Source organism: Phycisphaerae bacterium, from assembly GCA_035275405.1.
Taxonomy (GTDB): domain Bacteria; phylum Planctomycetota; class Phycisphaerae; order UBA1845; family UTPLA1; genus DATEMU01.
Genome location: DATEMU010000014.1, coordinates 22,820 through 36,396, shown reverse-complemented (window position 1 = coordinate 36,396; position 13,577 = coordinate 22,820). Strand labels below are relative to the sequence as shown.

8 protein-coding genes are annotated in these 13,577 nt (G+C 56.1%); 2 read left to right on the top strand and 6 right to left on the bottom strand.

From position 1 onward, the window contains the following. Nucleotides 1–285: 285 nt before the first annotated feature. From VJZ71_16650 to VJZ71_16625, 6 genes are all read right to left on the bottom strand, one after another. The gene (locus VJZ71_16650; GenBank protein HKQ49705.1) at nucleotides 286–2,850 is read right to left on the bottom strand and encodes a hypothetical protein; all 2,565 of its coding nucleotides are present in this window, start codon (nucleotides 2,848–2,850) and stop codon (nucleotides 286–288) included. A gap of 36 nt (nucleotides 2,851–2,886) precedes the next feature. After that, nucleotides 2,887–3,258, bottom strand: a complete 372-nt coding sequence (locus tag VJZ71_16645; protein ID HKQ49704.1) for a hypothetical protein — start codon at nucleotides 3,256–3,258, stop codon at nucleotides 2,887–2,889. 890 nt (nucleotides 3,259–4,148) lie between these two features. Continuing rightward, nucleotides 4,149–4,556 carry a hypothetical protein gene (locus VJZ71_16640; GenBank protein ID HKQ49703.1) on the bottom strand — a complete coding sequence of 136 codons (408 nt, stop codon included), beginning with the start codon at nucleotides 4,554–4,556 and terminating at the stop codon, nucleotides 4,149–4,151. Beyond that, entirely contained in the window at nucleotides 4,553–5,299 is a 747-nt protein-coding gene (locus VJZ71_16635; GenBank protein HKQ49702.1) for a TIGR04255 family protein, read from the bottom strand. Before VJZ71_16635 ends, VJZ71_16640 begins: the two co-directional genes overlap by 4 nt. A 323-nt stretch (nucleotides 5,300–5,622) precedes the next feature. Beyond that, a complete protein-coding gene (locus VJZ71_16630; GenBank protein HKQ49701.1) occupies nucleotides 5,623–6,981 on the bottom strand; it encodes a site-specific integrase in 1,359 nt (452 codons plus the stop codon). A 316-nt stretch (nucleotides 6,982–7,297) separates the two neighbouring features. Then, complete coding sequence (locus tag VJZ71_16625; protein HKQ49700.1) at nucleotides 7,298–8,062, bottom strand: hypothetical protein; 765 nt, start codon at nucleotides 8,060–8,062, stop codon at nucleotides 7,298–7,300. A gap of 373 nt (nucleotides 8,063–8,435) precedes the next feature. Between VJZ71_16625 and VJZ71_16620 the strand changes: the two genes are divergently transcribed. Then, nucleotides 8,436–9,113, top strand: a complete 678-nt coding sequence (locus VJZ71_16620) for a hypothetical protein (protein HKQ49699.1) — start codon at nucleotides 8,436–8,438, stop codon at nucleotides 9,111–9,113. Nucleotides 9,114–9,265: 152 nt separating this feature from the next. Further along, the gene (locus VJZ71_16615; protein ID HKQ49698.1) at nucleotides 9,266–13,345 is read left to right on the top strand and encodes a hypothetical protein; all 4,080 of its coding nucleotides are present in this window, start codon (nucleotides 9,266–9,268) and stop codon (nucleotides 13,343–13,345) included. Nucleotides 13,346–13,577: the final 232 nt, after the last annotated feature.

Genomic DNA, 13,577 nt, shown 5'->3' with positions numbered 1-13,577 from the left:
GTTTCTAATCCCTTGACGGTTCCCAACGCCCTCAGCGCGCAGCATCGCCGGGAAGGAACCATTGAACCCAAAGATGCCACGCTCAGGGCACTCCATGCGATCCTCCAACGCGCAGCCCATCGGCCACGCGCGGCAACGATCTTGTCTGCGGGGTTACGGGGGTTTGCGGGGATTATTCTGGTCGGTTCAATGCGCCTCGCGCGTGCGCCCGCGCGCGCGCGTGCGCCAGAGAAGCAGAAGTAACCCCGCAAACCCCGCATAGTGTTGTAAACCTTTGTCATTCAATCACTCCCGCTGCGGGGTTTCGTTTTGACAAACCCCGCAAAGTGCGGGGTTTGCGGGGTTTCGAGTGTCCGTTTCCGCATCGCGAACGGGCCGGAGCGCCCATGCGCGAACTTTGTTGTGAGCATGTTCGCCTGTATCGCACAGCTTCCGGTCATCAAAAATGCGGCCAGTCAGCCGCGAGAGTTGCTTGCCGAGCGACCGCCGCAGTGATCCATCCCCACGGTCTTTTTGAATCAAGAGGACGTCCGGTAGGTCGACTGGGTATGGCGCGTCCTCCACGAAGAAAGCCTTAAACAGCTCAGCGACAGTGACGACCTTATCCCCGAAGCGTCCCCACCACGCGTCGAATACCGCCGCCCATTGCCGATTGTCCTCGTCCTGGACTGATCGGGTCTGATCCAGGTTGTCGAGAAAGCCCTCGATACCTGCGTAGTCCATCACACTGCCGACGACGCCAGCCCACTCGTCGAAGCTGCCAAACGGTCGCATCTGTGCCCGTGGGCATCCCGCCGCGAACCACGCGCGGACGATGGTGAGCGCCGCGGACAGTAGCTCTCCACGGTTTCGGCGAACGTATTCTTCGAGATCGGCGATGCGAAACCCGCTGCGCTCCCAAGGCCGCTCGGCCTGGGCGTCCAGTCGAATCGTATAACTGCGCCGCGGCATGTCGCCCGCGACGCGGAGGTTGTTGCCGGTCGCGACCCACACCGCCTTGGAGGGCACTCGGATGGTCTCACTGCGGCCCAACACCCGGTCGGACCATTCGTGCGCCGTCAGCGCCGAGGCCAGCATCGGTGAGTCGATGGCGGTGTTGTCGGGGATGTTGTCCAGCAAAATTACCGGAGCCGAATTCATCAGAATGGAAGTGATCTTCTTTCTCCACTCGTCCTCATTTACTTTTGAAGGGACCGACTCGCTCGCGATCATCCCAACGGCGATAAAGACCAGGACCATGACGAGGAGCGTCTTTCCCGTGCCTTGCACCGGCGCATCGAAGATCGCCAAGGGGATATGTCCCCTGATGACGGCTCGCAAGAGGACGGAGAACAACACCGACAGCGCGTTGGCCTTGCTCGCCTGATCGGCGAAGGGAAAGTCGTCAATCACCGCCATGAGGATGTCGACGCACGCGTGGACTTCGTGGATGTTGGGGCACTCGGGAATTTCGGTGAGTTTCAGATCGGGGTCGGGAACGTAGAGCAGCTTTGTCTGGGCGTCGTAGCCTGGAATGACGCAAATCGATCCATCAGGCCGTACAATAGGCGCTCGGGCCAAGCCCGCGAGCGGCGAAAAGGGCCAGTGGCTTTGAACGAGGATATTTTCGGCCAGAGGCAATGGGGGCAAGACCGAGATTTGACAGACGGTGTCGCCGGATCGCTTTGAGATATAGAAGTTGGCGGTCTCGGACAGCCGACAACGCACGTGAGCCCGGTCGAGTCTCTCGATCTTCGGGATATGCTTTTCATCTTCGATGACTCGAACGAGCGAACCCGATCGCACGTACACAACCGGCGGATCGTTGAACTTGTTCATCGCGTCAATGGCGACATCGGTCAGATCGCGGAGTTGCTGGTCGGTGGTGACGATGTCCGGCAAAGCCGATTTGCAAGACGGGTTTGCACCAGCCCTCCTTTTCAGGGGAGTGTTGCGGGGAACGTATTGCGAAGTCACTTTTTCCAACGCGCGGGCGATAGTCATCTCGCCGTACGTTTGGGCGCCGTGCTGCTCGTTCCATTTTTCGCGCATCAACGCAGAGCGGCGGAAGAGGCGGTCGATCTGGGAGGAGTCCTTGGTGTAAAACGCAAGCGTGAAGACCACTGACGAGTCGGCCTCGCTCTGCGAATTGAAGTATTCACTCCAGCGTGCTGCCCAAAGGGCGGTGAATTTCTTTCCGCCTCTCCGGCTCTTCGTGGCCAGACGCAAAATCGCCTCGTCATCCAGATGACCATTGCCGGAGTAATCGGCAGTCGGGGTCGGAGGCGTAGTGGTTTTCGTGGCTGGGAAGACCAAGTCGTACACCGCGTCAAACTGGGCTTGGCGTTCATTCACATCCGTTGGTGCCTTGGGAAGTCGCTCGCCAGTTACGGTGAAAAACCTCGCTGAGTCGTACATCTCGATCTTGCCGTCTTCGTACCCGCGACTGCATCGGCCTCCTTTTTTTCTGGAACGGACGAAAACTTTGATTCCTGTGCTGGATGGACTGATCTCCGCGTAGCTGTCGAGCTGTTGGATGATGGGCAGCGCCCACGGTTTGACGTTCCCCGATGCATCGATGCATTTGTCCAAATCGACGCCGGCGAAGGGGTCGTCGGCGGAAAATACGAACCCAACGCCTGCGAGATCGCTGCAACTCTGCCACGCTGAGACGGCCTGTTCAAACGTGCCCCAAGTTGCGGGGTCGGTCGATGACGCTGGTCCGCCCTTCGTTGGGCTAATCGGGCATTTGGTTTCTTTTCCGCCGCGCTCGACGTATCTCCAGCAGACCCACTGAGCGCGCTCGCGCAAGCAGGGCGGTACAACCTGTACAAGCAAATCGGCATCCATTTCAACGCATGCGTCGGGCATCGGTGCGCTCACTCGGAAAGCAGCTCGAACGGAGCATCAAATGCCCGCCTTGGCGAGTTCCACCTCGGTTTCGTCGATCGCTGTGCGGTGATCCTGCTCGAATTGGGTTGGTGGGCGTGGTCGGCGCCTTTGGCCTGCTCTCTGTACATTTGCTGCAGCATCGCACAATTCGAAGTATCGCGCGTCGGCCTCCGCGAGGCGGCGGCCGAACTCGTCCAGCCAATGGCGCGTCGTGTAGATCATCCCGCCGATGCGCACGTGCTGGAGCCGAACCCGTTCGCCGTCACGGCCCCTGACACCGCGCCGACACCAACGCCAAACGCAGTTGGTAGATGGCCGGCCGGGCGCGATCTTGGCGACCTCGGTGAGGCTGATGTAGTCCGGAGTTGCTTGAGACTGTTCTTGCATGCAAACCTCCCACGCCCTCTTGGGCTCTGGAATATCTGCATGTCCTTTTACCGCATGTTTTGGGACGGTAACTTTGTAACCCGAGTTACCAACCCTTCAATCATGCGCAATTCACTGGAACTCTTGAATTCGGATGCGGTTACGCGGTCGAAAATAATTTGAGGAAAAAATCGAGTTACCGAAATTGGTAACTCGGTAACTCTGATTTCCTACTTGTTCCGATGGCGTACACCATTGGAACTCTTGAATTCAACATAACTTGCGCGTGAGAGTCCGAAGGACCGGGCTACCGTGAAGTTAACCCGGGTACTGGCGGCGTTTCACGGAGTTTTCACGATTAGATCGTCCGACGTCCACGCATGATCGGCTAGACCGGCTGCCATCGCCGGGGTCTTTTCGTTCAAGGCGTGGTGCGACCGGCAATAGTTGTAGTTCTTGACGAACTAGGCGAAGGCGTGGCCGTGGTTTCCGTTTTGTTTCGCTATGGGCGTTCGTCCGGCGAGTAGCGCGCACCCGATTCCACATCGGCATGAAGTCTCACAATCTCAGTCCAAGGTCGAAGCTGATGTGCGTGCATTTGGATTCTCGGACAATTGGATTAGGTCAACAGCTTCTTCGCTTTCAGGATGCGAACGTAATCAGTTCCTGAGATCGGACACCGGAAGAGGTCGCGGACTTGGCTAGAGTTATCAAGACCCAATTGCTGCTTCATACTCTTGAACAAAGAGTCATCGATCGTCTTGTGGCCCGGACTACGAGAAACAAACGTATAGAAGCCAGTATGCCTCCCATCAACCTCGTGGTGAAAGTAGCGATGCTTAGCTTGTTCTACTTCCACAAATCCCTTTTTGGAAAGCGACTTTTCGATCTCCCTTCGTTCGACCGGCATTTCATCCTCGCACGAAAGAGTTCGCGAATACTTGCTTCAGGCGAGCTCCCTCCCCGACGACCTGGTTCGGGCGTAACTTCTCGTAGTGAGAGTAAAAATACGCCACGTGCTCCTGGAAGTCTTGCAGGGCCTCTTCGACGGTCACGCCATGTGCAAACACTCGAAGCGTCTCGTTTTCAGCAAACCAATACGCGCCATCAACACGAAGATGTACTGTGACCGGTCTAGCAGCGCGTAACCGCACCGGTCCTGATTGAATATCCCACAGCACCGTAGGGGCTAACGTTGGATGGCTCGATTGCTCGACGACCATATACCCCGTCTCGGTTGGTGGATCGGGGCGCTTGATCCCAACCGAAGACTGGTATTCGGAAACGGACCAAGGTGACATCGTCGGGGCAAGACTCATTCAATCACCTCTCCGCGCATGACAGCCTCGTAGCTCTCGGAGAGTATCCCCTCGAACACTTTCTTGGTATGGGTATGGCTCTCATCAATGTATGTTCCCAGCTTTTTCGCGGTGAGCGACTCCGTCTTTGAGAAGTCGAAATCTAGTACGAAGACCTCACGAGATTCTTCCTCAGTCTTCGCGCACCGTATTCGTGTCGTAATGACGCCCGCCTTGCATCGGGATTCGAAGGCGAGGTTCGCATTCAAGAAGTCATCCGCCGACGTGGCCGGCAACGTAAGTTCCACCGTGAAGTACCGTTTCCAGGGAAGCATCGCCCCCTCTCGTAGGAACGGAATAACATTGATATACCGTAAACCCGTGCGGTTGAGCTTTTCAATCTTGTACAGCTTGCAAAACTTCTCGGCGAGCGCGAGAGCCCGCGGCCGAAACGACTCAAATCCTCCGTATTTCCGCGTCGCATAGGCAAACGTGTTGATTGCCACCATCGCCGTCTCGGTGCCATCTACCGACTTGAAGTGGTACGGCTGCATCGACATTGGTTTCCCAGGTTCCGCGTTCGGCACCCATACGTTCGGAAATTCCTTTCGGATCAGGCCGAAGAACTCGTCTCGATGGCACTCGACAGCCGGCTCGCCTGGAAAGCGAATCTCAAAGACCACCTCCGCAAGTGGCGAATTCGGATATTTAGGCGCGGCAGCCCCCGATTCTGAAGCTCGTGAACTCTTTCCTTTCTTGGCCATTAGGACTACTTTACAACACAAGCGCAGTGTTCAGGGAAGTTTAGGATCAACATCGGCTGAAGCATTTCGAGAATCCGATTGTATCCGAAATCGGCCGGGAATTACATAAACCGCCATTTATCGGGCTCAGCCCTTCGGCTTAAGGCCCAGCCGCTCGGCTTCGTCTCCTGCCGCCCTAATCTGATCAAGCAGGCTGCGCCAGTTGGCCGTCAGCCCTGCTGAGAGCGGCTTCCTCCGCCGAGTGCCGCGGCGTTGCCTATGAGCTGCGTGTCAGCCAGGGCTTATCAGTATCGTAAGCCGTTTTTCTTTTGGCGACGACGCCGTCACCCGATCTTCCTCATGATCTCGATGACTTTCGACCGGTCGCGCTCGGCATATACGGCGTCTGTAATCTGGGCGCTGGCGTGGCCGAGGGCAAGTTGGGCGGCCTCAAGGCCGAACTCACGACGCAGGGCCGTCGCAGCGTTGTGCCGGAGTTGATGGGGGTGCCAACAATGGGCTTTTCGCCATGCCATTAGGTCTTCCCAGCCGCCCTCGCTCTTCATACGCGCTTTCCATTGGAGGATATTCTCATCATCGTGTTGCGCGACGTCTTTGGGAGGCGGGAAGGCTCGCTCGCAGGCGTATCGAATGGCTCGGCAGTAGGCGCTGGTCGTGTAGTGGTCCTTTGGTTTGCGCTGCGGTTTCTCTCGCCGGTTGCTGCCTGGACGATTGCCACAAGAGAGCGGCGTTGAACGACTGGCGTGAAGGGCTGCTCGGCGATCGGCCTCTGCCTCAGCGGGGCTGAACAGAAAGGCGTTTGTCGCCCGGGTACTCAGGAATGGACGGATGACATCCTGAGCCTTTGGTCCGAAGTAGATGAGTCGATCTTTTTCACGAAAAGCATTCTTGTGAGCCTCTGGCCGATAGGTCCAGACGCTCGTCTTATCGTCCATCTCGATGTCAATCGGACGCAACCCCAGCAACTCCCCAGGCCGGGCTCCGGTCAAGAGCTGAAGATCAACGACAGCGCGAACCGGTCCGCTCAGATTCGGTCTGACGGCGTCGATCAAGTGCTGTGGCACCGGGCCGACCCTCGGATTCTCGCGGGCGCCTGATCGGCCGCGACGTAGCGGCTCTAACGTGCAGAGGGCGTGGTGGACCGATGCGGGAACAAGCTCGCGTGCGGCGCTCCACTTAAAGACGTGCCTGATTCGTTGCATCTGCGAGTTGATGTACTTCCGCGACCACGGCATACGCGGCGGATCTGCATTCTGATCGCCCCGGATCATTGCGTCGCGGAGGAGGCGGAGGTTGTTCGGGCCGAATTGCGCAGCCGGGGTGCGTCCGAAGTAATGCTTCAGAAGGCGTAGCGCCCCGACCAGTGCTTGCATGTGTTTTGGTCGATAGTAGCCCTCGGCCCACCGCCAGTATTCGAGGACCACCTTGGAGATGGGCTGTCCCGTGCCGGGGATCGTTGCATCGCCACACGAATCATGTTCGGGCCATCGGCGACCGTTGGCCTCCCACGATGCGATGACGCGGTGATAGGCCTCCCGGCTCTCCGGCGTACCGTGTTCGCCAAGCCGATAGTCACGACGCTTTCGCGTAACGCTATCGGTCAGCGTCACGAGCGCCTGCGTGCAGCCTTTGCGGTGTCGATACGAAGGAACTTTGGTACGGAATCGAAACTTTGACGACATGTGCGACCTCCCGGACGCGTTTGCGCGGTGTAAAACCGCGCGATTTGGCGTTCCAGGCCGCACTGCCGTACGCCGGCAGGTCTCCCGATCTCTTGGGGGCGGCGTTATTTACGAGTATAGCGGGCGATGGGATTCGAACCCACGACGTCCAGCTTGGGAACCACGGTCGCCCGCTACCTCGGAACCGTAACCCTTGGCAAAGTCTATACCTCGGGGAGACGCCTATTTCAACGGTCGCGCTCGATCTCGCCCCATTTCGCCAGAAAACGGCCAGTTTCGTGTAGTGTACACGTCCCGGGAGCGACGGGCCCGGTGGCTAACTTGCTCGAACGCGCGGCCGCGTGTCGGCCTCACGTGCTGCCTCACGGAGGTAAACAACGTACTTTCGACCTCGGTCGGTGATTACGAATCCCTTGCGTTGCGCGCCCTCTGGTTTAGCCACCAAGCCAAGTACCTGTAGTTGTTTCAGAGATTCTCGTGTCGCTTCCTTGGAATAGTTGGCTGCTATGATCGTGTCGACTAGTAGCATCGCGCGATTTTTGCTCTCGGCCATCGATTCAAGAATATCCTGCTCGCGCTGAGCGAGACGGATTTCCGAAAAAGGCTTTGAGACGGCGCGCATCATTTCTTCGATCAGTCCGGCCAGCACCTCGCACGCCTTCGCAAATCGTTCCGGCCCCAAAGGCGTGGACTCAGGCAATAGGCCGAGGCGCGGCAACAGGCCTCCGCTCCTGAGTGGGGAAACCTGTAACGGCTGCGTATTCAGAAACTCCACCTGATTGGCCCCAACGACCTCGATGCATAGGTTTTCCGGACACCGGACTAAAACCGCGACTCGCTTCGTTTGGGCGCCAATCGCTTTCTTTCTTGACGTATGGAAGGCAACCAGTTTCGCAAGCCCTTGCAGTTCAAGCTGGCCGGCGCGATGTGCTTGAATCACAAGCTGCCCAAACCGACCCTGCAGCTTCGAGTCGTGTAGCCACAACATTTTCGCTTCGCCTGGATCTTTTGGCCTTACTTCCTCAACCGCCAGGAAGTCTAGAGCAAGCATCTTGAATTGGTGAGCGATATCTCCGGACATGGTTTCCACTACCTCAAAGCATAACCGATCGCGGCCACGGCCGTAGCATGGTCGAAGGTTTCGGCGCGCCTACGTTGGAATTTCCGTTAAAGGGGCCGACGCACTTTCCGACCTTCGCCAACGCCATCGGCTCGAACTCAAAGGATACGATTCTCGTTGTCACCGCGCCTTCTTTCCGGAGTAACAAAGCACGCGACCACAAGGCCTGCAGACCAATCCAAGGGTGTTTTACCGCGACGGGCTCTTGGGCTCAAAAGGTATGGAAGGACGACATTAGTCAATCGCGCCATTGCGTCATAGTATTCAAACGACGCGGGCGATCGCCTTACACTCCGTACTTTGCCCGCAGTTCGTTGAGCCGGTACATGCGAACGTGAACCTCGAGCGCCGACGCATCGGCGAGTTGCCGCAACTGAGATTCTACCGCTACGTCGGCCTCCTGACTCCCATCAGAAACAACGACAACGTACAAGACCCAATTCTGAAACCGTTGCAGTTTCATTGTTGTGCAGATTTCGAGGAGATATTCAATTTGAAAAACTGGAAAGCCTTTCCCGTGATGTTCACGAATGTCGATGGCGATAAGGTCTTCTCCTCTTACTACAGCAGCGTCAAGGCGAATCCACCTATCCCCCGCGGCTACGTGAAGTTCGGTTTCGACATGACACCCAAATTCTTCCTCAAGAGCCTTGACTGCAACTATCTCCCCAACCGTAAGTTCTTGAAGGACTTCGCTGGCAGCGACAGGTCGATACTTCGTGCCAGCAGCGATGCCTTGCGCTGCCGCGGTCTCCGCGCGACTCCGCCATTCCCGGAGTATCGTTTCGGAAAAACGGGCTGTGTCGCGATCAACCAGTGCGGCACATGCGGCGCACAACCAGATCGCGTTATCGATCGAACTTCGTTGCTCCTGGGTTTTGGTAGGGTCGTATCGAGGGCCTCCCGGCGACGCCGCCGTGATGTGCGCCGCGACGCCAATATTTATGGCGCGGGCGGGGTTTGCCGCCGGGCCGCTGGTCAGCCTTTGGCACGAAGGATTCGAACAACGTAGGCCGACCCTCGCCGCCGTGCTTTGCCGAACATTCCTGTCGAAGTCATCCCGCATTGTTAGCCTTGGTTACGCTATTCGGCCCACGATCTTACAATATCCGAGATTTGAGACCACGTTATTATTTGACTAAGCAGCGCCCCGAGTTTGGAAACATGACGTTAAACGAGCCGCTCATCCTACCACGTCGTCGGTTTTGTTCGCCGGACGTCAGCACAGCCAGAGACGAGTATGGGTTCCTATCGGAACGAGAATCGCAAAATACGCTTGGCGTCGAAGACATACTTGGACAAAAGGCGACCCTAGTAGTTGCCCCTCCTTGGATGGGCAAAACCTTTCTAGCAAAGCGCCTTAGGGAACGGCTTCGAAGAGAGCAGGAGTGCCCCAACGGAGAAGGCTTTGGCAAGTATTTTTGTGCAACATTTTTTGAGGAAGGCGGGCTGAGACATCCATTTACTCCTGATTGGTGGGAATCGTGGCAAACGGGAAAGACTCGAGCTTGCTGGATCGTCGACGCGATAGATGAGGACTTTCAACGAGGCGAAAAAGCTTCGTTCACTATCCTCGAGGAAATTGAAAAGCTTACGGACTCTGCACGCGAACGCCTGTGTGCCATTTTCTTTTGCCGCGAAAACGAATTGCCCAAACAGATTCATGAAAAGCTCAGAGAAATCTATGATAGGCGGATCAACGCCGGACCTGGCATCGAACTCCTTCGTCTCGCGCCACTGACAGCATCCGCGGCCGCGGAAATCGCGGGCGACTCAGACGTTTTTCAGAAAATATGTGACCTCATCAAGGCAAACAAGCTTCATGCCGTCGCCGGTTTTCCAGCCGTCGTTGACATCCTCAAGGGCATAGGCACGCACGCCAAGCTATCCCATGCCGATATATGGCGCGCGGTGTTGGAAAGGATTCTTCGCACAAACCAAAGGGAGAGACCCCCAACCGTGTTCCCAGTTCCTCCGCGACTTGATGTTCAGTTTAGGGCAGTTTCCCGAGTCGCCGCTCTCCTAATGATGTGTGGGACAACGCGTTTTGTCACTGAGGCCGGATCGTCACACCATCCTTCCCTTGAACAGCTATTCCCGTTGAGCTTTGGCGGCTGTGAGGAAATGGTGAGGGCTGCCCAGTATGCCACCGGGTCCGGCGTATTTCGCCGATCACAAGACGGCTGGCAGTTCGCCCACCGACACGTCCAAGAGTGGTTTTCCGCATTCGGGATCTCGGATCTGAAAATAAGCCAGCTGCGGCCGTTCGTCATCGACGTGCACGGACAACCGATCCCACACCATCAGGGCGTCCATGCACTATTGATTGATACGACCGCAAATGATCAAGTCAGGGGCTGGCTCGAAGAGGTTTATGGTGGCCTTCCACCGCGGTCGGATGCCGCCCCTTGGTCATCAGAAAGAGCCACTCACGCCCTCGCCAGGTTACTTGAACTTGCAAGGGATTCGCCGTTCGGACTTTCAATCTGGGCTGACGCGCCACTGCAAAATTTCGAAGCTCCGGGGATGGACGCAGAGATTACACGGCGACTGGCCGAGAAAGCGACAGTTCACGAAAAAGATCTCCTATTGCGCGTGATAATGGCAATCCGCGCGACATGTGCGTTGGAGATTGTAGAGCGTATGGTGCTCAATCCTAGCGAGGATGATCACATTCGATGTCTTTCGGCCATAGTAATAAAGCGAATTGGCGGCCGCGCGGACGTTGCCCGGCTCGCTCAATTCGCTATCAACTTTCAGCCCACAACTCGTGATCAACGCGAGCTAAAATCCGTGCTTATCTTCGGGCTACTTGAGCAAAACGTTTGGTCACTTGAGGATGTTCTGCAGCAAGTCCCAAGGACAGACGAAAAATCGGGAACGACAAATTTGCTATGGCATGAGATACGAGAACGACTCACCGTTGATAGCGCACGCGCCATAATGACCTTAGTCGACTGGGCGTCCCCGACGGGAGGTTGGCCTTCTGGCGTTGTTGAGCAGGCAATCAATCTAATCGTGAAACAAGAAATACCAAGTGATGGAGATTATGAATTGCTGCTCCCAGCTTTGCTCGCGCGCCGCGACCAGATTGATCTAAGAATGGATCCAAAGATTCTTCGCAATTGGTTTGCAGCTAGCTCTCAGGCACGACGCTCGGCCTATCTTGCGGGTCTAGCGAAGGACCCCTCAGGCAAATCGCCGAGTTGGAGCTGGCGATCGATTTTGATGTCCGAGGACCTTGCTTGGCTTGCCGACGCTGCCGCCGCGCACGGTAGCGAAAGCCCGTGGCTCTTTACTTCATTACTAATGCTTGCGTATCACCAGGATGTTCAACGGCAGCATCGCAACAAGATTCGCGCTCTAGTAAGGCGATCGGCGGAAAAACAATTGCTGGACTTTGATAAGAATCGGAAGCAGTATGCGAGAGCGAATGACCGAATGTCGGACAACAGGAAGAAAGGACAAAAGACGCAGGTTGTGGACACCTACGACTTGGCACCCCTTGTACAGGACCGATTGGACAGCCCAAACATTACGCTGCAGCAGCAATTACACGATTTATCCTGGTTTTGCTTTTGTACGGAGTACTTTCGACCAACCAATGTAACGGGAGAGTGGGAGGGTCTGAGCGCCGACCTACAGCAACGCGTATTGACCAAGTGCCAAGAGGCCCTACGGGTATGCAAGCCGACGCCAATTCCATGTGCTGACTCGTATCCGGCCTCGATATCTTATGAAGCGGAAGCGTTCGCACGCGTAGTCCAGGGCGATGGTGAGTTTCTCGGTGAGCCGCTGATTCGTAAATGGCTGCCGGCCGCACTATTTGCTACTAGCGACTGGGCCGAGTTATTAGGGCTCTGCGCCAGAAACTCCGGGCAAGCAACTGAGGACGTCTTAGTCGAGGCAATTACACGAGACCTTAGGCGGGCCCACGTCCACATGGTGATCGCATCTAACGTTCCAAAGGAACAATGGACCGACGCCTTTGCGCTCCGAGTGGAAAATCTGGTTGTGGACGACCAAAACGATTTGTCTTCGCGCTGTGCTTTAGTTCGTGTCCTTTCACGTCATGCTCCAATTAATGGTATCCGCGTGGCTAACCAATGGTTAGCAAGGGGGTTCACCGATGATACAACACTCGAGAGAACCCTTACAGGTATAGACATTGTGCTACCATTGCAGCCTCGCGAAGCAATTACTTGCCTAGAAGCAGTCGTCGCGGCGTCAGGTCCCAATCTTCTCCTTCGCCTCGAAGCTCTCGGAAATCGGCATTGGACCGAGAAAGTCGACTTTGCGGCGTGGGATATACAGTCACTTGAACGGGTGTGCGATCTATTGCATAAATACTATCCTCCTGAAACGGATCACACTTATCCCGTGGGCCATGCCTTTACGCCAACGGCCGATCATCATATTCGAAGGTCACGATCCCAGGTTCTTTCCGTGCTGCTTCGGCGTGAATTGGCGGAAAGCGAGGGTGCATTACAACGCCTCGCTTCGACACATCCCTCAATAAGCCAAGAATGGCGACAGGACCGTAGCGAGGCAGGTGCAGCAATGGTCCTAAAGAGGATCTCGCCGCATCGTTCCACCGAAGACGAGTGGTCCGGTGTCTTGTCGCTGGATAAAGCGCTTCGACTCATGGATAATCCATACTATCGGGTCATTCGCTCATGCGAAGACCTGCAGCACGTGCTCCTTGACGAGCTTGAGGTATTGGTACGCGATATCAAAAAGCATCTTCCGCTGTTGTATGGCAAAATACAAGGACAAGCAGGGCGCAAACGGCTTAATGAAGATGCTTTGCAGGCATATCTGTTTTGCAGGCTTAATGATCGTCTACCTAATCGAGTATTGGATGTTGGCACCAAGGTTGTGTTTGTTGATAGAGAGACCTTGGGGGCGAAAAGTCAGCGACTCGACATCAAGGTACAGGCGCCGACGGTTTCGGGCACTCCAGCAACTGTCGTTATTGAAATAAAGTGGTCGGATAACGTGGCTGTACTCGACAGCCTCGCGAAACAACTGGGTGATGATTACCTTACTGCCCAGCAACTCACCCACGGAATCTACTTTGTTGGATGGAGCGGTAGGTTTCGCAAGCCCAGAAACAGCCGGCGAGTTCCCGGACCGCCAATAGACCAGCTAAGGGTCACGCTTGAACAGCGAGCTTCGGAATACCGCCTAAAAAACCCGAAAGTACAGATCTGCGTGACCGTTGTCGATTTGACATTTGCCTAGCGATAACCGTCGGTGGCAGAAGCGGCGGTCGCGGACGACGAAACAATCCGAGAGGAACGCCAACTCCTGACCGGCGCTAACGTTTTGGACGGGTCGCGAGTTACGGCGGCCAATGAAAACGGCCCGATTGGCGTGCGCCGTCAACAAAAAAGCCACCGTGGTTGACGGTGGCTTGGAAACCTCCCCGAAACCAACCGTCTCGAACTTTGGGGAGCTGCCAAAATGACCGGTT

Excerpts from the sequence above, each read along its gene's own strand:
- VJZ71_16615 (HKQ49698.1), top strand. The coding sequence starts at position 9,266 with ATGACGTTAAACGAGCCGCTCATCCTACCACGTCGTCGGTTTTGTTCG.
- VJZ71_16635 (HKQ49702.1), bottom strand. The coding sequence starts at position 5,299 with ATGGCCAAGAAAGGAAAGAGTTCACGAGCTTCAGAATCGGGGGCTGCC.
- VJZ71_16650 (HKQ49705.1), bottom strand. The coding sequence starts at position 2,850 with ATGCCCGACGCATGCGTTGAAATGGATGCCGATTTGCTTGTACAGGTT.
- VJZ71_16640 (HKQ49703.1), bottom strand. The coding sequence starts at position 4,556 with ATGAGTCTTGCCCCGACGATGTCACCTTGGTCCGTTTCCGAATACCAG.
- VJZ71_16625 (HKQ49700.1), bottom strand. The coding sequence starts at position 8,062 with ATGTCCGGAGATATCGCTCACCAATTCAAGATGCTTGCTCTAGACTTC.
- VJZ71_16645 (HKQ49704.1), bottom strand. The coding sequence starts at position 3,258 with ATGCAAGAACAGTCTCAAGCAACTCCGGACTACATCAGCCTCACCGAG.
- VJZ71_16630 (HKQ49701.1), bottom strand. The coding sequence starts at position 6,981 with ATGTCGTCAAAGTTTCGATTCCGTACCAAAGTTCCTTCGTATCGACAC.